At 38.4% G+C, this 22265-nt stretch carries 23 protein-coding genes and 1 tRNA gene; 5 read left to right on the plus strand and 19 right to left on the minus strand.

Annotated features, from left to right (window positions below; genetic code table 11):
• Window positions 1–27 precede the first annotated feature (27 nt).
• Window positions 28–107 (plus strand) — tRNA-Leu (locus B3297_RS08195).
• Window positions 108–312: 205 nt separating this feature from the next.
• Here the strand turns inward: B3297_RS08195 and B3297_RS08200 are convergent.
• From B3297_RS08200 to B3297_RS08245, 10 genes are all read right to left on the minus strand, one after another.
• Entirely contained in the window at window positions 313–732 is a 420-nt protein-coding gene (locus B3297_RS08200) for a c-type cytochrome (protein WP_070564210.1), read from the minus strand.
• A gap of 91 nt (window positions 733–823) precedes the next feature.
• Window positions 824–1207: a hypothetical protein gene (locus B3297_RS08205; RefSeq protein ID WP_070564207.1), complete on the minus strand. Its 384-nt coding sequence runs from the start codon at window positions 1205–1207 to the stop codon at window positions 824–826.
• 43 nt (window positions 1208–1250) lie between these two features.
• Window positions 1251–1907: a DUF1345 domain-containing protein gene (locus B3297_RS08210; protein WP_070564549.1), complete on the minus strand. Its 657-nt coding sequence runs from the start codon at window positions 1905–1907 to the stop codon at window positions 1251–1253.
• 10 nt (window positions 1908–1917) lie between these two features.
• On the minus strand, window positions 1918–2730 hold the full coding sequence (locus B3297_RS08215; protein ID WP_286778771.1) for a hypothetical protein: 813 nt from the start codon (window positions 2728–2730) through the stop codon (window positions 1918–1920).
• Window positions 2731–2788: 58 nt separating this feature from the next.
• The gene (locus B3297_RS08220) at window positions 2789–3778 is read right to left on the minus strand and encodes an LLM class flavin-dependent oxidoreductase (protein ID WP_286710288.1); all 990 of its coding nucleotides are present in this window, start codon (window positions 3776–3778) and stop codon (window positions 2789–2791) included.
• A gap of 46 nt (window positions 3779–3824) precedes the next feature.
• Window positions 3825–5012 carry a THUMP-like domain-containing protein gene (locus B3297_RS08225; RefSeq protein WP_070564197.1) on the minus strand — a complete coding sequence of 396 codons (1188 nt, stop codon included), beginning with the start codon at window positions 5010–5012 and terminating at the stop codon, window positions 3825–3827.
• A complete protein-coding gene (locus B3297_RS08230) occupies window positions 5013–6275 on the minus strand; it encodes an aspartate kinase (protein WP_070564195.1) in 1263 nt (420 codons plus the stop codon).
• 23 nt (window positions 6276–6298) lie between these two features.
• Entirely contained in the window at window positions 6299–7090 is a 792-nt protein-coding gene (locus B3297_RS08235) for a DUF3298 and DUF4163 domain-containing protein (protein ID WP_070564193.1), read from the minus strand.
• Window positions 7091–7111: 21 nt separating this feature from the next.
• On the minus strand, window positions 7112–7564 hold the full coding sequence (locus B3297_RS08240) for a GNAT family N-acetyltransferase (protein ID WP_070564191.1): 453 nt from the start codon (window positions 7562–7564) through the stop codon (window positions 7112–7114).
• Entirely contained in the window at window positions 7557–8249 is a 693-nt protein-coding gene (locus tag B3297_RS08245; RefSeq protein WP_070564188.1) for a YggS family pyridoxal phosphate-dependent enzyme, read from the minus strand. The genes B3297_RS08240 and B3297_RS08245 overlap by 8 nt, the downstream gene beginning before the upstream one ends.
• A gap of 73 nt (window positions 8250–8322) precedes the next feature.
• Here B3297_RS08245 and B3297_RS08250 point away from each other — a divergent pair, with 73 nt between their 5' ends.
• The 3 genes from B3297_RS08250 to B3297_RS08260 all read left to right on the plus strand — a co-directional run bounded on the left by B3297_RS08250 (window position 8323) and on the right by B3297_RS08260 (window position 12204).
• Complete coding sequence (locus B3297_RS08250; RefSeq protein WP_070564184.1) at window positions 8323–9093, plus strand: DUF4296 domain-containing protein; 771 nt, start codon at window positions 8323–8325, stop codon at window positions 9091–9093.
• A 21-nt stretch (window positions 9094–9114) separates the two neighbouring features.
• Entirely contained in the window at window positions 9115–11484 is a 2370-nt protein-coding gene (locus B3297_RS08255; RefSeq protein ID WP_070564182.1) for an endonuclease MutS2, read from the plus strand.
• A 63-nt stretch (window positions 11485–11547) separates the two neighbouring features.
• A complete protein-coding gene (locus B3297_RS08260; RefSeq protein ID WP_070564179.1) occupies window positions 11548–12204 on the plus strand; it encodes an MgtC/SapB family protein in 657 nt (218 codons plus the stop codon).
• 28 nt (window positions 12205–12232) lie between these two features.
• On the opposite strand, the gene B3297_RS08265 is transcribed toward B3297_RS08260, so the two are convergent.
• From B3297_RS08265 to B3297_RS08305, 9 genes are all read right to left on the minus strand, one after another.
• Window positions 12233–12568, minus strand: coding sequence for a hypothetical protein (locus B3297_RS08265; protein ID WP_254667680.1), 336 nt, complete (start codon window positions 12566–12568; stop codon window positions 12233–12235).
• Window positions 12569–12575: 7 nt separating this feature from the next.
• A complete protein-coding gene (locus B3297_RS08270; protein WP_070564176.1) occupies window positions 12576–12821 on the minus strand; it encodes a hypothetical protein in 246 nt (81 codons plus the stop codon).
• A gap of 102 nt (window positions 12822–12923) precedes the next feature.
• On the minus strand, window positions 12924–14255 hold the full coding sequence (gene gdhA, locus B3297_RS08275; protein ID WP_070564173.1) for an NADP-specific glutamate dehydrogenase: 1332 nt from the start codon (window positions 14253–14255) through the stop codon (window positions 12924–12926).
• A 525-nt stretch (window positions 14256–14780) separates the two neighbouring features.
• The gene (locus B3297_RS08280; protein ID WP_286778772.1) at window positions 14781–16025 is read right to left on the minus strand and encodes a sulfate adenylyltransferase subunit 1; all 1245 of its coding nucleotides are present in this window, start codon (window positions 16023–16025) and stop codon (window positions 14781–14783) included.
• A 29-nt stretch (window positions 16026–16054) separates the two neighbouring features.
• A complete protein-coding gene (cysD, locus tag B3297_RS08285) occupies window positions 16055–16945 on the minus strand; it encodes a sulfate adenylyltransferase subunit CysD (RefSeq protein ID WP_070564167.1) in 891 nt (296 codons plus the stop codon).
• A 54-nt stretch (window positions 16946–16999) separates the two neighbouring features.
• Window positions 17000–17701, minus strand: a complete 702-nt coding sequence (locus tag B3297_RS08290; RefSeq protein WP_070564164.1) for a phosphoadenylyl-sulfate reductase — start codon at window positions 17699–17701, stop codon at window positions 17000–17002.
• Window positions 17691–18269, minus strand: coding sequence for a precorrin-2 dehydrogenase/sirohydrochlorin ferrochelatase family protein (locus B3297_RS08295; protein WP_070564161.1), 579 nt, complete (start codon window positions 18267–18269; stop codon window positions 17691–17693). Before B3297_RS08295 ends, B3297_RS08290 begins: the two co-directional genes overlap by 11 nt.
• 2 nt (window positions 18270–18271) lie before the next feature.
• On the minus strand, window positions 18272–19030 hold the full coding sequence (cobA, locus tag B3297_RS08300) for a uroporphyrinogen-III C-methyltransferase (RefSeq protein WP_070564158.1): 759 nt from the start codon (window positions 19028–19030) through the stop codon (window positions 18272–18274).
• A 12-nt stretch (window positions 19031–19042) separates the two neighbouring features.
• Entirely contained in the window at window positions 19043–21148 is a 2106-nt protein-coding gene (locus B3297_RS08305) for a HEPN domain-containing protein (protein ID WP_070564155.1), read from the minus strand.
• 199 nt (window positions 21149–21347) lie between these two features.
• Between B3297_RS08305 and B3297_RS08310 the strand changes: the two genes are divergently transcribed.
• Complete coding sequence (locus B3297_RS08310) at window positions 21348–22265, plus strand: PstS family phosphate ABC transporter substrate-binding protein (RefSeq protein WP_236560197.1); 918 nt, start codon at window positions 21348–21350, stop codon at window positions 22263–22265.

A 22265-nucleotide genomic window follows, 5' to 3' on the forward strand; every position in this document is an offset into this window, starting at 1 on the left:
TACTTTTGCATCATCCCAAACGGATATGCCCGGATGGCGGAATTGGTAGACGCGCTGGTCTCAAACACCAGTGGGAAACCGTGCCGGTTCGACTCCGGCTCCGGGTACTAAAGCTTCTCAATCGAGAAGCTTTTTTTATTTACTGACTATTTTTTATACTTAGCTCAGCGTAGTTTCGCGCGGTTCCTTATTCATTTCCAAAATGAATGGTCTTATTCTTCTGGTTCTAAAACTTTTTTCCATTAAAATGTAATAGAAATAAAAAACACCACAATACAGCGTATTATGGTGTTACATGAATATGTGGTTTGATTAGTTTTTTGCTAAGACCATTTCTGGTTCTTCTTTTCCGCCATGACAGGTTTTACAGGAAATAGCTTTGGCAGGCGAGCTATCCCAGCTTCGATTAAAATACTTTTTGTTTATCTTTTGGGTCATCTTAATCATCGCTCGTCCAATCTCTTTTTTGTGGTTATCATCACTCGCAAAATCCATTTTTTTGGGATCTTCCTTCGACGGTGCATGACAGAAACCACATTTTACACCCAATGCGACATTAAATTCCTTCATAGTGGAAATTAATTCATCGTGGGAGATATTTTTGGGAAGAACTTTGAGATTAGTCGGTTTTGGTTCTTCTTTAGGTTTTTCCTGTTGGAAGCTAAATGCACTCAAAGCAATGGCAATAGCAAACACAGATGCAATTGCACCTAATTTATTTATTTTTTTCATTTCTCTTTTCCTTTATGCTTACCTAAATATAGGGAGAAAGAGATAATTTTCAAACAGAAAATGAAGTTAATATGACAATTTAGATTGATTATTATTTACGTACTGCATTATCCACAACCCAAGATTGGCTATTGGATTGATAATTAATTTTCAGCAACTTTCCTTCGATCTTCACGTCTTTTAAGAGTGTTGTATCAGTAGAAGTCCAAGTGCTATCATTGGTTTTATCAAATCGAACGCCTGTAATATTTGGGATGCCTGTGAAAAACTCAATTTTATAAGTATCGGTACCATCACGAAGCACCCGTATCAGGCGATTATCCCGGTCCACTTCAATGGAATTGCCTTGGTATTTAACACGACCGATAAAGCTGCCGGAAGCGTCCGCAGCACCACCTGTATTTTCATTTTTTTTACACGAGATAAATAAGATAACGAATAAAAGGGGCGAGACTAAAGGCTTAAACAACTTCATGTGTGTAATTTTTGTGCTAAAATAAGCTTTTTTGGCCAAAATCTCAATTGATCAATCCAGAAATGATGTTAATGGTCAATGCAACGACAAACGTATTTAAAGCAAAGGAGAGGAGGCCATGAAATAATGCTACTCTTCTTATTTTTTTTGACGATATTTCCACATCAGATACTTGAAAGGTACAGCCCATCACAAATGAAAAATAAGCAAAATCTAAATAATCTGGATGGTCATCTCCTGGAAACTCCAGTCCAGCTCCATTTGCGTGATGTTCGTAGTATAATCGCGCATAATGAAAGGTGTATATGGTGTGAACCAATATCCATGAAGCCAACATAGCCAGCATACAAATAATGATAATGTAAGCATCATTCAGCTGTTTATCCTTACTTGATATGATAATCATTAATACTGAAATAAAACAGCCTATGGTCACTAAAATAATAAAAAGGGATACAAAGAGACGGCTACCATCTTCTTGCTGTGCTTTGCGCGCAATGGTAGAAATAGGTGTGGTGTAGAATGTATACCAAGATATAGAAACGTAGGAAAGACAAAAACCAAACCAGCACAACATTAAATTGAGCAAGGGGATGGTTTTAATGGGAGAGATGAAGTAGATCAATAAAAAAATACAGACCGAAATCATTGCCCTATGAATGGACTGCATTCGATGTAGGTAATAGTTTATTTTTTCCATTTCAGTTCTATTAACAATCAAACTGTTCTTCTGCATCAAAAATCAATGGATTGCCATGATTGGAAAGCAGCAGTAATAGTGCCTCTTCCTCATAATTCCTTGGATTGGAAAAAATAAAATCCAGCGCGCCATCCCGGTCAATATCTCCAACAAATAATGTCCTCATAAATACATGGTCATATTGATCTACCTGGAAAAGTGTCTTTTCTTTACCTCCATTGGTTGCGCTATAGTTGAGTTTATAATTGGCAACCTCATGAAATACTTTCTCGTGACCGTTTTCGTCGGTTTGCACTTCAGTTGATCTAATATCACCCACTGCTTTGAGGGTAACTTTTTGGTTTTTAAAAGTATACTGGACAGATTCTTTTGGCCAGATTTCGGCTTGATTTATTTTGACATGTTCAATGAGACCAGGCTTAAGTCCGCTTAACTTCAAGAATAACAATGAATTTCTGCGTGATTCGACACTCTTAGACGGTACCTGAGCACACTCGTCAAAACCATCTTTAATCACATAATCCGCCTTTGCCAAGTAATATTGTCCACTTTCTTCGTAAAGATCATACCATTCTTTATTTAAGACAGCCGTTGGGTCTTCCTTCTCCCAGATACGGTAACTACGAACAAGGAAAATCTGACCTTTAGCAGGGTCTGCTTTTTGGTAAATAGAAGATGTTGTATAATCCACAGTCGATACCGCTAAACTGTCTGATACTATTTTTGCATCAGGTCGATCTTGCTGTTGTTTTGTTGTCTGGTTTGAACATGCCTGCAGGGAGAGCAAACCCAATATCAGGCTGAAGGAAAAAAAAACATTCATATGCGGTGAATTTTGCTTAAATATATAAAATTCACCGTATATAAAGTAGTTTGGATTCTTACGTAAGAATTTCTTTCAACAATGATAATGAATGGAGACACTTTTCATCATCAAAGATATAGGAAGTCGCCATGATCTCGTCCACTTTGTGATCGTTTACGAATTTTTCTATTTCCGGAAGGATTTTAGGGCCATCGCCAATAAATGCACAGGAAGCCATACTTTGCACAGCTTGCTCTATCGCGGGAATGCCTTTGTAGATTACCTCTTGAGTAGGTTCTGAAAGTGGTCTTCTGGTATTTGTCACAATACCAGCGAATAGATTATAGAAGCTTGTTGCTAAGAAATTGGCTTCTTCCGTACTATCGGCAGCGATAACATTGACACAAGAGATGAAATATGGTTTTTCTAAGGTATTAGAAGGAACAAAATTTTGATGATAGATCATGCTTGCTGAAGCAAACTGTGCCGGAGCAAAATGCGTTGCAAAAGCATATGGAAGACCTAAGCTAGCAGCTAAATAGGCACTATCGGTACTTGACCCGAGGATATAGAGTGGGATGTCCAACCCTTCTCCTGGAAACGCACGTACTTTTGCGTCGTAGTTGTCTCCACTGAAGTAGCGCTGTAAGTCTTTTACCTCTTGTGGAAACTGAAAGGCTGTATTCAAGTTGTTTCTGCGCAAAGCCATTGCGGTCAATTGATCAGTGCCCGGTGCACGTCCCAAACCGAGGTCAATACGCCCGGGAAACAAGGTTTCTAATGTTCCAAATTGCTCTGCAATGACTAAAGGAGCGTGATTTGGTAACATGATCCCACCAGAACCCACGCGTATAGAACTGGTGTTTGATGCGATATGTTGTATGAGGAGTGAGGTTGCTGAACTGGCAATATATTCCATATTATGATGTTCGGCAACCCATATCCTTTCAAAATCTAATTTTTCTACATGTTGGGCCATTTTTACGGTGCGAGCCAACGCGCTTGCTGTATTTTCTCCTTTTTTGATAGGAGCCAAGTCCAATGCTGATAACGCTATTTTATCCATGCATTAAAATTACGGAGAAGTTATTCGACAATTGTAATGAAAATGTCTATTCTAAAATACGTTGTGTATGTATGACACTAAATTGATCATTCACGGTTGTCGTGAAAAATGTGAACGAATCACTAGCGTCTTTGATTTTAAATTTCTTTTTGATCTCTTCGGTCTTCAAGGGAAAATTTTTGGCGATGATATCGGAATTCAATGCTCTTTTATTTTTCTTAAAATCTGTAAATGATTCCACCTGTTTGATGATGAATGTTTTACCGGGAAAATTTTCGATCTTTTGATCGGAGGTGTAGAGATGGGTGTTTTTATGGAGTTTTTTTACGTTGAATACTTCGGCAATAGTCTTAAATGCTCCGGCTTTGGAGAGAGCTACATCCGGTTCGTATAAATAGGATAGCGGCCTACTGTAGTCATTTGAAATTGCACGTTCATTTTCGTAAGTGAAAGATATAATCTGCTGTTGTTCTTGATATAACCTGACCGCGTGGATGCAAGGTTCAGCTTCGTATCCTTTCTCCTGCACGAAGATAAGTTCTTTGCAGTCATTTTGCAAAGAGACGACATAAACGTCCTTAACATGTTGCAGCATGTGTATTGCTGCAGAAATATCCAATAGTGGAGCTAGCTTACTTATTATTTTGTTGGCATGTTTGAAAAATTCATCTTGCAAGGCAACCAAATTAGGTTCACATTCATCAAGTAGAAACACTTTTTTGTTTTGAACTCTTCTTGAAGGATCCAAATAGATATAATCAAATCTTCTCTTTGGATCGTTTAGTATATATTCAACTCCATTTGCCGCAATGATCTGAAGATTTTCTGATTTCAATATCTTTGCATTATGTTGGGTGATTGCAGCGAGTTCGGGATTGAGTTCGCAGGATGTTACTTGCTTTGCCCGTTTAGAGAAGTAAAAGCTATCAACACCGAAGCCACTGGTAGCATCAATTAAATGGCTGTTGTTTTCGATGAGTGAACTTTTAAATAATCCGGTTTTCTCGGAAGAACATTGTTCGAGATTGAGTTTGGTGGGGAAGTAAATCCCTGCTGTTTCGGCCCATAGTGGAATTTTGCCGCTCGCCCGTTGTCTACCATCGAGTTGTGCCGCGAGCTCGGAAGATGATATTCCTTCAAAAGGAGATTTTTTTAAAGCGATTTTAGTCGGAGACTCCAGTTTGTTTCGTTCTAAAAACTGTTGAGCCTCCTCTTGAAGGATTAATGTGTTCATTTATATTTTCTTAACGAGAAGTTGGCAAGTATAGGTATCCTTTAGTTCGCTAATAACTTCTTTATCAACCAAAACGCGATCAATGGTTTCTTGATTATAATAACGGATTGTAATGAGTTCTAGCCCAGATTCATACCTGACTTTGAATTTTTGCTCCAGTTCGTTAATTAAGTCGACTAGATTTTTTCCAGTATCATCGACGGAAACCGTAAAGTTGATCGCCGTATTATGCATCATATTAATTTTAATACGATGTTCATGAAATAGGTTGAAGATGTCTCTCAGATTGTCTTCAACGATAAATGAGAAATCCCTCGGGGAGATGGAAATAAAAATCTGGTTCACCTTAAAGATGAAGGAGGGCACAGGTAAAGTTTGGTTTGTACTCTTTATCATTGTTCCAGGTGAGTCAGGGTCCACAAAGGATCGCACATTTAATGCGATCTTTTTATTCTGAAGCGGCTTGATTGTTTTCGGGTGAATAACCGTAGCCCCATAATAGGTAAGCTCTATAGCATCGGTATAAGATAGCTCAGGAATCAACTCGGTTTTCTCAAACCACTTCGGATCCGCATTAAGTACACCTGGAACGTCTTTCCATATAGTTACATTTTCGGCATTTAGACAAGAAGCAAAAATTGCCGCAGAGTAATCGGAACCTTCACGGCCTAAAGTGGTTGTGAAATTTTCAGAGGTAGAACCTAAAAATCCCTGCGTAATTACAATATACTCGTCTAGGATGGCTGGCAGTTCGGCACGGATTTTTTCTTCCGTTTTGTTCCAGTCTACGACAGCTTCGCGATAGGTGTTGTCCGTAAATATATAATCTCGTGCATCTAGCCATTTTACCTTTTCACCAATGAATGCAACGTAGGCTGCAACAATCTTGGTGGAGATAAGTTCACCCATCGAAACAATTTGATCGAAAAGATAATCATATGAATCTTGAGGTTCTTCCTCTAAAATCCACTCGATCTCCACAAAGCAGTTGGAAATCTCATCAAATATAGGATGTTCAGCTTCAGGGAATAATTCTTGAAGGATTTGAAAGTGAAATGCTTTCGCCTCTTCAAGTGTCTGAAATTGGTTCCCCGTGTTGTTAAAATATTCTTTGGTCAATTTCTCTAGAAGGTTTGTTGTCTTTCCCATGGCGGATATGACGACTAACAAGGCGTCGCCTTTGTATTTAGAAATAATCCGCGCCGAATTTCTGACACTTTCAGCATCTTTTACTGATGCACCCCCAAATTTAAAAACCTGCATTTATTTATTAGTTTAGTTGATTGCTAGTTGATACTATTAATATAGTGTAATCCTTTTTCTGAAATCAGATGTTTAAATGTTGTATAGGGAATACGTAATTCAGTATTTCCTTCAGCATAAGATTTGATTTCGTATACGTTGTAGTAAAACAGGATGTCGTTTTTTTCAAAAGTGAAGTTATCGGCCAAAGAAAATTTACCGTCTTCAAAAAAGTACTTTCCATTTAGGGAATCATCAGCATTTAATCCTTCTTGCTTACGGAAGTATTGCTCGGCGATTTGAACGAATTTATTTTTGTTCTCTTCCTGAATGATATCATTGATTGTAATTGCACTGTTAGATTGACGATCAAAATTGGAGTACAGCGTGAAATGGTCCCCATGCGCTCCACCAGTATATTCCTCTTGTTTGGTTCTTACACCCAAGAAAACAGGCGTATTGACGATCACATCAATCTGTAGATCCCGACTCCAGGTTGATGTAGATTTGCCATTATTGTCTTCCACATATTCGTTGTATGAATTTATAAAGCGATGTGCTGCATCTGCCATGCTTGTGTCGCCTTCAAGATGAACAATACTTGATATGAGGGTATTGATTTTATTTTCTTGGAAAATCGGGTATTTTGCGCGAAAATAAGTTGTGTCCAAGCGATCATCTTCTTTTAGAAAATAATTGCTATGCTCATCGATGATTTTTTGACTATAGGAAAGTGTGTCTGTGGGCTGTTTCGCTATAGCGGCCTTTTTGTGGTCACTGCAAGCGGACAGAACGCAGCTAATAAATAATACTATTAAAAAAAAGTAAAATCGCATTGAATTGATGATTCTCGTTATTTAATACGTGATTGACACATTAATCCATTCGGCATCGAAGTTTGCTTTATATTTTTCATAAAACTTTATAGCTGGCTCATTCCAATCGAGGACCTGCCACACCATGCCATGAAATCCACACTGTTTGCCGTAAGCTAAAGTTTTATCAAAAAGCAGCTTGCCTATCCCTAAACGTCGCATTCTTTCGGTAACAATCAAATCTTCCAAATAGAGTCTTCTACCTTTCCAGGTTGAATATCGGACATAATATAATGAAATTCCGACAATTTCGCCATCCACTTCGGCAACAAATGCACCCCAAACGGGATTCTTTCCAAATCCTGCATCTTTAAATTCTTCAAGCGACACGGTGACCTCGTCCGGTGCTTTTTCAAAAATAGCCAATTCTTTAATTAGCTCGAGCATTTGGGTGCAATCACTTTCAATTGCCTCTCGTATCGTTGTTTTAATCATTGTTTTTGAAGTGTTTGATTACTCTTTTGCCAAATATTGTGCTTCCAATCCGCACCATTGTCGAACCTTCTTCAATCGCTAACTTATAGTCTGAAGACATTCCCATGGATAGGATATTAAAATACTCTTCCTTCCGGTAGAAACTTACCTTAATTCCATCGAATAACATTTTTAACTCATAAAATTCGGCTTTAATGACTTTTTCATTATCTGTATTGGATGCGATGCCCATTAAGCCACAGATCCGAATATTTTTTAATTCGAGAAACTCGTCGTCGCGAAGAAGTTCGATTAGTTCAGCATGGTCGAAACCGAATTTTGTTTCTTCTTCTGCAATATATACTTGTAACAAACAGTCGATTGTACGTTGCGCTTTCTGCGCATGTTTGTTAATCTCTTTTAATAATTTTAATGAATCAACTGACGCAATTAAGCTGATGAATGGTGCAATATATTTAACCTTATTAGTTTGAAGGTGACCAATCATATGCCACTGAATATCTTTAGGTAAAAGTGCTGCTTTTTCAACTAATTCTTGAACATGATTTTCACCAAATATACGCTGTCCTGCCTCATAGGCTTCCATAATGTCCGAATTGGATTTTGTTTTTGAAACTGCTACAAGTTGTACCCCAACAGCCTCGGTTTCCAATCTTAACGCTTCTAAATTACGAGCAATACTCATTTCCGATATAGTTTTGATGATGTAAAAAGCGCCAAATGTCGGTGCTTTTTGTAAATTTGTACAAAACTACGAAATGCTACGATTAATACTGAATCTACTTGCAGTGATTTTTTTATTTGGTTCTTGTATCGGAACTGGGGGGAAAGATATTATCCCTCAAAGTAAGTTTGTGGATGCATTGACCGAAATTCAACTGACAGACTCCTATCTTAATATTTTGCCCATTGACAGCGCACGTAAAGTAATGTTGCCTTTGTATCAAGTGACCTTTGATAAATATGGATTGGATTCGGTTTCTTTTCGAAAGAACTTAGACTATTATGGTAAGGATGCTGAAGTGATGTCTGCGATTTATAAAAAAGTGGAGGATAATTTAACGAAGGAAAATAAGGTTTACGCCGATATAGAACGGAAAAAGCAAGATTCAATTCGAACGCGCGATTCAATCCAGAATATGCGTATTCAAGATAGCACCAATCGCGTTATGCGTGCACAACAGTCTTATCAGGAACGAATTGCAGCACTTATACATTATTTGCCAAATAAGACGAAATTCAACTTTAGAGAAGCTTCTTCCTTGTTTAATACGAACTTTCAAACAAAGACTGGTATAAACATGAACGGCTATCTCATGAACCAATTGTCGGTCGGTAATTCAAATTTACCAATTGAATCGCCTTCTCCACAGAAAGATACGGTTTCCCAACTGAAAACACCTGGTACTTCAGTCAAGGATACTCTTGTGGTACAAAACCATGTGGAGCCACAATTACCAACAAATGAATTGGAAAAAAGACCAATTCTCACGCCGCCGCGTCACATCAAGCCGCCGACGGAACTTTAACCATCAAAGAATATAATTTCTATGGTATATCCAATAAATGCAATTGATAAACTCGGGTTTTCCGAGATAAAAGATAAAATAAAACAAAAATGCCTAAGTGAGTCTGGGCGTGAGCTAGTTGAAAAAATTCAACCTCAAACCCGGTTTGACCAAATCGACCGATTTCTAAGACAGACCAGCGAGTTTAAGGATCTTCTAATGAATGATGGCGCATTTCCTGTTGAAAATTTCTTTCCGCTTAGATCCATTATCGAGAAAGCTCGAGTCGAGGGCGCGTTCTTACTCGAGGATGAATTTTTTCGGGTATTACTATCCCTCAAGACTGTTTACGCTATTATCCGTTATTTTAATGAGCGGGAAGGTCTCTATCCCAATTTAGAGGTATTGTTTGAGCATTTACCGATCGAGAAGGGGATTATTCGCGATATCGAAATGGTCATTGACGAGCGTGGAAAGCTTAAAAGTAATGCTTCCCGATTACTGTTGGAAATAACCCAACAAATTCAACGGGCAGAACAGGAGGCCCTAAAACGTATCAATAGTATCTTTAAGAGCGCACAGGACAGCGGATGGACAGCGGATGGGAATCTGACGATACGGGATGGAAGGCTCTGTATTCCTATTCTTGCGGAAAATAAAAGAAAGCTCAAAGGTTTGATTCATGATGAGTCCGCTACGGGACAAACTGCTTATATAGAGCCTGAAGAAGTATTTCAGTTAAATAATAAAATTAGGGACCTGGAGTTTGAACGTAGGCGTGAGGTCATCCGTATTTTAGTCGAACTAACGGACAAGGTCCGGCCACATATTCCGCTCTTGCTTTCCTATCACAGCCTATTAACCAAAGTAGATTTTGTGCGAGCGAAAGCACTTTTTGCCTTGGATATTGAGGCAGAAATGCCTGAATTATCGAAGGAGGCTGAAATTAATTTGGTCAATGGTCGACATCCGCTTCTATTGCTGAATCAGCATCATACTGTTGTTCCTTTAAACATTCAAATTGATCATATTCAACGTATTATTGTTGTATCGGGTCCTAATGCCGGCGGAAAATCGGTATGTATGAAAACGGTTGGTCTTTTGCAAATCATGGTGCAATCGGGCTTATTAATACCAGCGGAACCGACAAGTAAAGTCGGTGTTTTTAAGCAGCTATTTGCAGATATAGGCGATGATCAATCCATTGAAAGTGATTTGAGTACATACAGTGCTCATCTGTCCAAAATGAAATATTTTACGGAATTTGCAAATGGACGTACTTTGGTACTGATCGATGAGTTTGGAACCGGTACCGACCCTTTGTTTGGCGGACCTATTGCTGAGGCTGTATTGGAATCCCTTAACAAAAAACAAATCAGGGGAGTTGTGACCACCCACTATTCAAATCTCAAAGTTTTTGCCAGCAATACGACAGGTCTGGAAAATGCTTCAATGTTATTTGATAATCGCGAGATGAAACCGATGTATATCCTACAAATTGGTAAGCCAGGAAGCTCTTATGCTTTCGAAATCGCGCAGAAAATAGGATTAGGTAAGGATATTTTGGAATCTGCTAAAAGTAAAATTGGTGTTCAACAAAAGAAGGTAGATACATTATTGATCAATCTTGAGCGAGAAAAGAAAGAGGTTTTTGATACAAAGGTTGCTATTAATAAGCGCGAGAAGGAACTGGAGTCGATTAAATCGGAGTATTTGGAATTACAAAGTTATTTGGAAGAAAATAAGCGCGTAATTTTGAAAAAGGCGAAAGAGGAAGCGCAACAGATTATTAAAAGTTCGAATAAGTTAATCGAAAATACGGTAGCGCAGATCAAATCTGCAAAAGCGGATAAAGAGAAAACTCGTGAGTTGCGCAGCAATTTGGATCAGGCACTTCAAGCTGTTCTTCCCAAAGAGCAAAAACCGGCGAAGCAAATCGTCAAAGAAAAAACGCCTGAATCTACCATATTAAATATTGGGGATTGGGTACAGATTATAGATAATGGTGCTGAAGCGCAGATTGTCGAAATTGCAAAGAACAACCTTATTCTTGCCATGGGGGAACTTCGCACTGTTCAAAAGCGAAAGAATGTGATTAAACTCGAAGGGCGGGAAGGGAAGAAGTCTGCAAAAAGTCTATCAAGATCATTATCTTCTGGCAGTGTAGCTGATTTCAAGCCAGAACTTGATTTAAGAGGAATGCGCACAGAAGACGCACTGCATGAATTAGAACGTGTTTTGGATCGGGCCGTCATGATAGGTTATCCGTCCTTAAAAATTATTCATGGTAAAGGTGATGGTATTTTGCGCAAATTTATTCGCGATTACCTTCGTAAATATAGTCATGTAAGCCGTTTTGAGGACGAACATCAAGATCGTGGGGGCGATGGTATAACTTACGCTTATCTATAGTCTTAATTTCATGGAGCTGAGCATGTTCGAAGCTCCGTGTTTCATCTTTCTGTAAAGTTCGGTATGGAGAATATCATTAACTTTTTGACTAGTGAGCCTTTGTTAAACGCTCTCACTTCAATTCTGTGTGGGAGTTTAATTGGTTTTGAACGTGAGTATAGGAATAAATCTGCTGGATTTCGTACGGTAGTGCTTATTTGTTTCGGTTCGGCGATGTTTACTATTGTTTCCTGTTTGTTTATTGGCAATAGTACTGATCGCGTTGCTGCAAATATTGTGACTGGTATAGGCTTTATTGGTGCTGGTGTGATCTTTAAAGGCAAACTATCGGTTAGTGGTCTCACAACAGCGGCCGTTATTTGGACGACAGCTGGTATTGGCATGTTTGCCGGATTGGGGCAACTGGTTTATGCGATTTCCTTTGCTGTTTTTATGGTGGTAATACTCGCGCTTTTTCAGCGGATCGAAATTCTTTTGGCTCGTTACTACCTAGTCCGTTCTCTACACGTAAAGTTTAGTTCCAATGAGTTTTATCACTTACATGAGTTTGAACAATTGGCATTGGATTTTAAGATTAAAGCTACCAGGCGTGTTATTGAAAAGATTAGTGGTAAGTTAGAAGTAATGTATGATATTTCTGGGAAAATGACAGATTTAGATCGTTTTAACCAACAATTGGCAGGTTCATTAGTTATAGATGAGTTTTATTATAACAAATAAACACATCTATAACTAACCTCATTGTAGCTTAAGTCGTTTCTTTACCTCCGAAAGTAATCAAAACCATACCTGAAATGATGACAAACATACCCAGTACCTGCTGCCAGCTCAATGAACTTTTAAAATATAGCTCCATCGCCAATTGGACAGTCAGAAATGTGCCACCAGAACATAAGGCTATTACGATAGGTTGAGAGACGTTCTTAAATAACTGCACAAGAAACCAACTTGCTGATAAAAGAATAATGTTTCCTATAATTAAAGTTGTCCATTTATACTTTGGATGTATCCCGCCAAGTTTAAACAGGATAGATGAAATAATTTGACAGGCCCAAAATGCCACAAAATATATATAGTTCAGCATGGATTTTTTATTCGTATCTACTATAAGCACTATTAAAAGATTGGCGCATCAATGCGAATTGATCGATCACACTCTTCATAAATTCTTCGTCAAGTAAATCAAAGACCCCATTTACACCGCCAATTATATCCATTTCTGCAATTTTATAAGATTGTTCTAAGTTTCCTTGTTCAAATTTAATAATGAATTTTTGATTCATACCAAAGATTGAAATCTTGCAATCGGGATGGGGGAGTTCAGCTATTAATCTCATTTAAATTTTGTGTTTTTTAAAATTAGCATAAAAGTATAAAAAAACGCCCAAATGCAATGCATTTGAGCGCTCAGGATTATGATATGATTAGAAAAAGGCGTGTTATACGATACCTTGTGCTTTCATCGCGTTAGCGACTTTTATAAAACCACCAATATTGGCACCTTTCAGATAATTAACGAATCCACTGTCTTGGCCATATTTCAAGCAAGTTTCGTGAATGCTTTCCATAATGGTTTTTAAGCGATTGTCAACTTCTTCTGTACACCATTGTGTACGGATTGAGTTTTGAGACATTTCCAAGCCGCTGACAGCAACACCACCAGCATTCGCAGCTTTGCCAGGTGCAAAACTGATTTTTGCATCTAGAAAAACTTTAATAGCTTCTGCAGTAGAAGGCATATTTGCACCCTCAGCTACGCAGATACAACCATTTGCTACAAGCGCTTTAGCATCCGATTCTTCTAATTCATTTTGTGTTGCACATGGCAGAGCGATATCACATTTAAATTGCCATGGCTTTTGACCAGGTAAGAATTTGGCGTTTGGATAGCGAGCAGGATATTGATCGAGGTTTCTTCCCAAAGTAGCCCCAAATGCCATTTTTTCAGCATTAAAACCATCAGGATCGTAAAGTGTGCCCAAGCTATTTGATACAGTAATTACTTTGGCGCCAAGTTGAACAGCCTTTTCAACAGCGTAAAAGGCTACGTTGCCAGCACCAGATACTGTAGCTACTTTACCTTGTAAAGATTTTCCTTGATATCTGAATATGCAGTCAACAAAATATAGGAGCCCATAGCCGGTAGCTTCAGGACGAATATATGATCCACCCCATAATTCACCTTTGCCCGTTAGAACGCCTGTAAAATTGTTTTGAAGTCGTTTAAATTGACCGAATAAAAAGCCTATTTCGCGTCCACCAACGCCGATATCTCCTGCAGGAACATCTGTATCTGCGCCAATATGACGATAAAGTTCTGTCATAAAGCTTTGACAAAAACGCATAATTTCATTATCTGATTTACCTTTAGGGTCAAAATCAGAACCTCCTTTACCACCACCAATTGGTAGTCCTGTTAAGCTATTTTTAAATACTTGTTCAAAAGCGAGGAATTTTAAAATACTTTGGTTGACAGAAGGAGCGAAGCGAAGGCCACCTTTATATGGACCGATTGAACTGTTCATTTGAACACGATAACCACGATTTACCTGTACTTGGTGATTATCATCCAACCAAGTTACGCGAAAAGATATAATACGTTCAGGTTCAGTAAGTCTTTCAAGAATTTTTTGGTCGAAAAATTCAGGATGATTTTCAGTAATATAAGGAAATAAATCCTCAGTAACTTCTTTTACAGCTTGTAAGAATTCTGGTTCATTTGGATTGCGTTTCTCAACGATTGAAATGAACTCGTTAAAGTTTTTTGACATGTTTTAATTAGTAAAATTTCCCTTTGGCTGGCACTAATTTATATAATTTTTAATAAAAAACCAATATTTGTTAATTATTTACAATTATTGGTCTTTTTTAATGAAATTTCATATTTTTTTAAAATTATTTAAAACAGACTAATCAATAGCGAAATGAAGGCATAATGACCATTTAACAGTATTTTATTCGAAATTAAATCTAAAAGATAGAATCATTTTCGTTTTTGATAAAATAGCTATGAATACTCATTACAATTGATGAATATTTAATGTTTAGCTTTTTTTTCTGACTATTTGATAAATGTAGATGAACCCTATTTTCTTTATATATTTGGTATTTATAATTTATATTATGTTAAATAGTAAATATCCGAGTGTGCCCTCTCTATACAGTTGATCTTTAAGCTTGGTTCTTTAAAATAGATTCTGTGGTGTATAAGTTCAACTTCATAAAAAAAAGGAACCCAAACAATGCCTGAGTTCCTTGAATAATATTTAGGTTGAATATTTACGTTTAAAAAAATATTAATCGATTGCCTGAATCATTAAAGCACCAATGGTTAGATTTGTCCGTGGATCAATAACAATCGCTTGAGAATTTGCCGGATTTTCCTGCTGTAGATCAAATACTAGATTCTCAGCGGACTTAATGGCTATTCGACCAATATCATTTAGTTTGATTGGATCATTATATATTTTTTCCTGTGTATTGATATCAAATTTGTATAACACATCTACAATCTTAACCTTGGTTAATTTACTGTGGCTTTGGACAAGATAAATTTGCGCAGTATCCAAAGGCTTATTGTCGAACCAACATAAGTTTGCTTGAATATTGCGCTCAAACTTTGGCGGCTGTTCTACACTTGCAATGGTATCGCCGCGACTAATGTCGACATCGTCACTGAGGTGTACAATGACAGATTGTCCGTTTTCAGCCCGTTGAAGTTGTTGCCCGTTTAATTCAATCGCTTGAATTGTGCTATATGTTTCTGCTGGATAAACAATAACCTGGTCACCAACCGTCAGCCCCTCTCCTAGTACTCGGCCTGCATAGCCTCTATAGTCGTGTAAATCATCGGTTTGTGGTCTTACAACCCATTGGACGGGAAACCTCCAACTGGCTGCTTCCTGTTCGTGAATTTCTACATTTTCCAGGTAATCCAATAAAGATTCGCCTGCATACCAGCTCATTCTTTCTGACTTATGGACAATATTGTCTCCTTTTAAGGCTGAAACAGGTATGAAATCAATATCCTTAAGTCCGAGATTGTTAGCTAAAGTTAAATAATCAGCCTTGATCTGTTCGAAAACAGAAGCGCTATAATCGACCATATCCATCTTGTTTATGCAGACCAAGACTTGTTTCATGGCCAATAATTTGGCTATAAAAGAATGACGTTTTGTTTGCTCTATTACGCCTTTGCGTGCATCAACCAGAATGATTATGAGATCTGAATTGGAAGCTCCAGTTACCATGTTTCTGGTGTATTGGATATGTCCTGGAGCATCGGCTATAATATATTTTCGGTGTTCAGTCTGGAAATATTTATAGGCTACATCAATTGTTATGCCTTGTTCACGTTCAGCTTTAAGTCCATCAGTCAATATGGCCAAGTCTACCGTCCCATCGTCATTTTTCCGGTTGGCACGCTGTATAGCTTCCAATTGGTCGTCCAAAATGGAGTTTGTATCATATAGTAATCGGCCAATCAAGGTACTTTTACCATCATCTACAGAACCGGCCGTTATAAATTTCAATATATTCATTGTTGTCAATATCAGGTATTTGATTTGAATTAAAAGTATCCTTGTTTTTTACGTTCTTCCATGGCTGCTTCCGATACCTTATCGTCCATTCTAGCGCCACGTTCACTTACCGTTGAGGCCTTGATTTCGGCGATAATATCATCTAACTCCGTTGCTGTTGAATCTACAGCTGCTGTACAAGTCATGTCGCCTACAGTTCTGAAACGTACAGATTTGCGTTCTATGATATCATCTGCATCGATATTTAAGAATGAGGCAGCAGCCATCAGTTGCCCATTGCGGGTAATAACATCCCGTTCATGGCTGAAATAAATCGATGGCAATGCAATCTGTTCACGTTTAATATAGTTCCAAACATCGAGCTCGGTCCAGTTTGAAATAGGAAACACCCGTACATTTTCGCCTTTGTTTATTTTGCCATTAAAGATGCTCCACAGCTCAGGTCTTTGGCGTTTCGGATCCCATTGTCCAAATTCATCACGCACGGAGAAGATTCTTTCCTTAGCACGCGCTTTTTCTTCGTCCCGACGTGCGCCACCGATACAGGCATCAAAACCATGTTTTGCGATTGTATCGAGTAAGGTAACTGTTTGCAAGGCGTTCCGACTTGCATTTTTTCCTTTTTGCTCAACGACTTTTCCTTGATCAATGCTGTCTTGAACATAACCAACGATAAGTTTTTCTCCTATGTCTTCAATCAATGAATCCCTGAACGTAATTGTCTCGGGAAAATTGTGACCAGTGTCAATATGAACTAGTGGAAAAGGAAATTTACCAGGTCTAAATGCTTTTTTTGCTAGGTGAACAAGTGTAATGGAGTCCTTACCACCAGAGAATAATAGCGCTGGTTTTTCAAATTGTCCGGCTACCTCCCTTAAAATATATATTGCTTCCGCTTCTAAATGATCTAAATAGTCCATTCTCTGAAATAATAAAATTTGATTTTAATGAATTTGGGTTTCTACTTCGCTATTTTATGATTTAACGGCGTGCAAACCACATTCTTTTTTACTTTGATCTTCCCACCACCATCTACCAGCGCGGAAGTCCTCTCCTTCTTGTATTGCTCTTGTACAAGGTTGACAACCGATACTTGGGAAACCCTTGTCGTGTAGCACATTGTACGGGATATATTGCTCTTTACAATAATTTTTAACTTCCTCAAAAGTCCAGTCAAATAAAGGATGGATTTTGATGATTTGGTTCGTTTCATCGTATTCGATAAAGTCCATGTCGTGGCGATTGATGGATTGATCTGATCGGATGCCCGTTACCCAAATTTTTTTCCCTTTAATCGCGCGTTGTAAAGGTTCAATTTTCCTTATCCTACAACATTCCTTCCGATTCTCAACCGACTCATAAAAGGAGTTTGGACCTTTTCTGCTGATAAAATCTTCCAACAATGTTGTATCCGCAGTATATGTTTTAATACGCAACTGATAACGTTCCAAGGTGCGGCTCCACAGGGAATAGGTTTCTTTGAACAGTCTTCCAGTATCCAGTGTGAATATGTCGATATTAATATTATTTTTACCGATCCATTCCGTGATTACTTGATCCTCAATACCGAAAGAGGTTGAAAAAACTACCTCATTAGGAAATAGTGAGGCTATTGTTTGTAAGAGCTCCACTCCTTTTTTTTCGCCAATAATTTCTTTAATTTCCTTAACGTTCATAACGTAATATATTTTTGGTATGCTCGTTCAACTGCTTTACTTTGTATTCAAAATCTCCTCGAAGCTGCTCTCGATAAGCACTCATGAGTGATAGTGTTTCGTCAATTTCCTCCGGTAACAAGTCATTTAATAGTTCCTTCACCCTTTTGGCAATCGTCGGTGATTTGCCATTGGTGGAAATAGCTATTTTCAAGTCGCCTTTCTTTACGATGGACCCCAGGTAGAAGTCGCATAATTCGGGTTTGTCCGCGGCATTAAACAGTATGTTATTTTGCCCTGTTAAATTACGCAGCTGCTCGTTGAGCTCCATGTTATTGGTTGCTGCAATAACAAGTTGTTTGTCCGTAAGGTCGTCTGGTCTAAACGGACGCATGTGGAGCTGAATTTGTGTGTAATTTTGTAATAGCTCCTTAAATTCCGGGATGATTTCCCGAGTCACAATGGTCAGTTTTAATCCCTCATCATTGGAAATTAAAGCTTGAAATTTTTCCAATGCAACTTTCCCGCCTCCAACAAGTAAGGTGTCAATTTGATTCAATTTGACGAATATTGGAAATAGCTGGTTCATATCTATAAAGCTAAAGCTTTTTCTTTAATGTGTTGGAATGAACGATGCTTGGCAACGACCTCGCCGATTACAATAATCGCTGGGACACCGACCCTTTTCTCTGTTGATTCATCAAGAATATTATCGATAGTACCTAGTACAACTTTTTCATTAGGCAATGAACCATTTTGAATCAAGGCTATTGGTAAATTATGAAGATTTCTTTGGCGGTAGATTTCCACGATCTCTGCCAATTTTCTGTATCCCATCAAGACAACGACAGTGGCCTTGGATTCTGCCGCCAGATAAAGATCTGTTGAAAGTGAACCGTCCGATTTGGAGCCTGTGATGACCCAAAAGCTCTCACTGATTCCCCGGTAAGTTAATGGAAGTTGCTGTAGTCCGGTAAGTCCAATTGCGGAGGAAATACCTGGCACAACGGTAGTTTCAATACCATATTGCTGTACGTAGTCAATTTCTTCGCCACCACGGCCAAAAACAAATGGATCACCACCTTTTAGACGTACAACATGGCCATAGTTTAAGGCATAATCCACCAAAAGGCGATTGATTTCATCCTGTGAAGTAGAGAGTTGTTCGGCTCGTTTTCCAACATATATCTTGATGCATTCAGCCTGTGCATAATCCAGTAGTTCATCATTCACCAAGGCGTCGTATAAAATGACATCTGCTTTTTCTATTGCTTTGATGCCTTTTAGGCTGATCAGATCCGGATCACCAGGGCCTGCTCCTACCAATGTTACTTTTGCTTTTATTGACATACCTATTCCCTCCTATACCAATACTGGTTTTAAATTTTTCCGTTGATAGACTTCATTGATAAACTTCGTTGCTTCCTGAAGGTAGTTGATTGCAAAATGCTCTGTTGGTTCATTTTTACTAATCTGTAGAACTAATTCTGGAAACGTTTGGTCAAAACTATATTCACCTGTTTCCACGAAATGTGTTTGGAATTCGTTGATTACAATATTTTGCGTGCTGGCGCTAATCCCTTTATCCAATAGTAGGGCTTTTGCTGCTTGTACAAAGGCATTATAAGCATGATAAATCGCATCCGAGAATTTGGATTCCCGAAATGTTTCATTTGCCCATTGTAATTTCTCTTCCGCCTCATAGATCAACGTAGCAACCAAGTCAATCACCACGCCTGCACACTCGCCAACTCCGATTGCCGTTTGGAAAGTTCCTTCATGTCCCCAGTCGACAAATTCGTCCGCAGCAAGATTGGTCAAATCCGATAGAGGCTTTAAAAGATTATAAAAGTAATTTTTACTTTGTCTGTCGTAGTAAGCATGGAAGTTTTCATTTGTTTCCGCATTTTTTTTATAATCATTCAGCACCCATTCTACAACATGCAAGACTCTTTTTGTCGGCACTTTAATAATACGCTCGGCAACACGTCCTTCACCATTACCAATTGTCCCGCCACCAAGCATAACTTGGGCTGCAGGGACCAATTTGCCCTCCGCTTTAACCGAGCTACCATGAAAGCCGATATGTGCCAGACCATGTTGGCCACAAGAATTCATACAACCCGAAATTTTGATTTTTAAATCCCGATTAAAGACAAAATCCTGATGAAATTCGGCGATATAAGATTCGATAACCCGCGCCATTTCAGTACTGTTTGAAATGCCTAGATTACAGGTATCCGTACCAGGGCAAGTTGTTACATCAGCAGTACTATCAAAACCTACCTGCGCTAGATCCAACGATTTAAGTAGTTGATAAATATGTGGCAGTGACTTTTCTGTTGCGTATTTTAGCAGTAGGCTTTGGTTTTGTGTGATACGGATATCGTCCGCGACCAAATCCTTCAGACCTGCAACCAACGCGCGTGCTTTATCTGTACCTATATCACCGGTGGATACCCGCACATAGACACCGTAATATCCTTTTTGTTTTTGTTCGAATGTATTGGTGCCCTTCCAAACTTGATAATTTAGATCACTATCTAGGTTAATCGTTGATAGCTGATTGTCGTCCGGTGGTATTGGCTGTTCGATTTTGGTTCGGTCGATCGGATAGCTTTTCACCTTCGTGGCGATTTTCTCGGCTTCAATTAAACTTAGCACTTCCTCTAACCCTAGTTTCTGAATAAGGTATTTGAATCGAGCTTTATTTCGGTTATTTCTTTCACCATAACGATCAAAGACACGAAGTGTCGCTTCGATATAAGGGATCAATTCATCTTCTGGTAAAAACTCGCTTGTCACTGATGCTAAGAAAGGCTGAGATCCCAATCCCCCACCCAATAACACTTTAAAACCACGAACTTCCACACCATCAACAATTTTTAGTTTTGGAATAAAACCAAGGTCATGAATATAGGAAAACGCAGTGTCTTCATCACTGGCAGAAAATGACATTTTGAATTTTCGTCCCATTTCCGCACATACTGGATTGCGCAAAAAATATTCAAAGGTCGCCTGAGCATATGGCGAAACATCAAATGGCTCCTTTGGATCGATTCCCGAACTTGGAGAAGCGGTGACATTACGGACTGTATTTCCACAAGCTTCGCGTAATGTAATATCGTCTTCAGCCAATTTGGACCAAAGTTCTGGTGTACGGTCAAGACTAACGTAATGAATCTGTATATCTTGACGTGTGGTCAGGTGCAGATTACGGCTTGCGTATTCGTCTGATATTGCTGCAATTTTGTTCAATTGCTTAAACGTAACCTTTCCAAACGGAAGCTTTATACGAACCATTTGAACTCCAGGTTGTCTTTGTCCATATACCCCCCTAGCCAAACGCAACGATCTAAATTTTTCGTCGGCAATTTTGCCCTCGTGGAACAATCGAATCTTTTTTTCAAGTTCGATAATTTCCTTCTCCACGATAGGATTTTCTAATTCTGTGCGGAAGCTTTGCATATAACAAATAAAATCTATTGATTTAGTATTCTTTTCTCGATGTCAAATGTAAAAATATTTTTTTAATATTCTATAATATCTACCAAATTAATATATATTTGCCCTATAAAATTTAATATATAAAACCTGTAGACTTTTAGGTGTAATGATGAGAAAGTTTTTTATAATCTTGATTTTAAGCTATGTAATCGTATTTAAAATGACTTCCTGTGCGCCAAAAGTCAAAAATGGTTATAGTAAGGAACATGGTTTTGAAGGTAATATTTCTTTGTCCGGTGCCTTTGCCCTTTATCCTTTAGCTGTAGTTTGGAGTGAAGATTTTAAAAAAATACACCCTAATGTCCGTTTCAATATTTCAGCGGGAGGTGCTGGAAAAGGAATCGCCGATGTTCTGACAGGTATGGTTGATATTGGAATGGTGTCGAGAGACCTACACGAGCAGGAAATAAAAAAAGGGGCTGTTCCAGTTATTGTTGCTAAAGACGCTGTTATCTGTACGATTAATCCCGGTAACCCTAATTATTCCGCTATTTTGAAGCGTGGTCTGAGCCGCGAAGAATTGCTGAATATTTTTGTAAATAGAAAGTTTAAGACCTGGAAAGAAATTGATCCTCAGTTTACGGCGGATCCTATCAACGTTTATGTACGTTCGGATGCTGCCGGAGCAGCTGAAACATGGGCTAAATTTTTTGGTCATAAGCAGGAGGATCTGCAAGGTATTGGCATTTTTGGTGACCCTGGGATTGCTCAGGCCATTAAAGATGATACTCACGGGATTGGATTCAATAACATTAACTACGTCTATAATCTGAAAACCAATAACGTGTTTGATCGTATTGCGGTTGTTCCTTTGGATCTCAATAAAAATGGGCACATTGAGGATGATGAGCAGTTTTATGGCACTCTATCTAATTTGACAGAGGCCGTCGCTACAGGAAAATACCCAGCTCCCCCCTCAAGAGAACTAACTTTTGTAACGCGCAATAAGACCGAATCCCTTCTCTTGAAAGAATTTATTTCTTTTGTGCTTCAAAAACAGGCGCAATCGCAACTCCTTGAGAATGGTTATGTCCCACTAAATGAAACATTGATAAAAGAAGAACTTAATAAGTTATAG

The sequence above is a fragment of the Sphingobacterium sp. UBA3519 genome, assembly GCF_002377215.1.
Classification (GTDB): Bacteria; Bacteroidota; Bacteroidia; order Sphingobacteriales; family Sphingobacteriaceae; genus Sphingobacterium; species Sphingobacterium multivorum.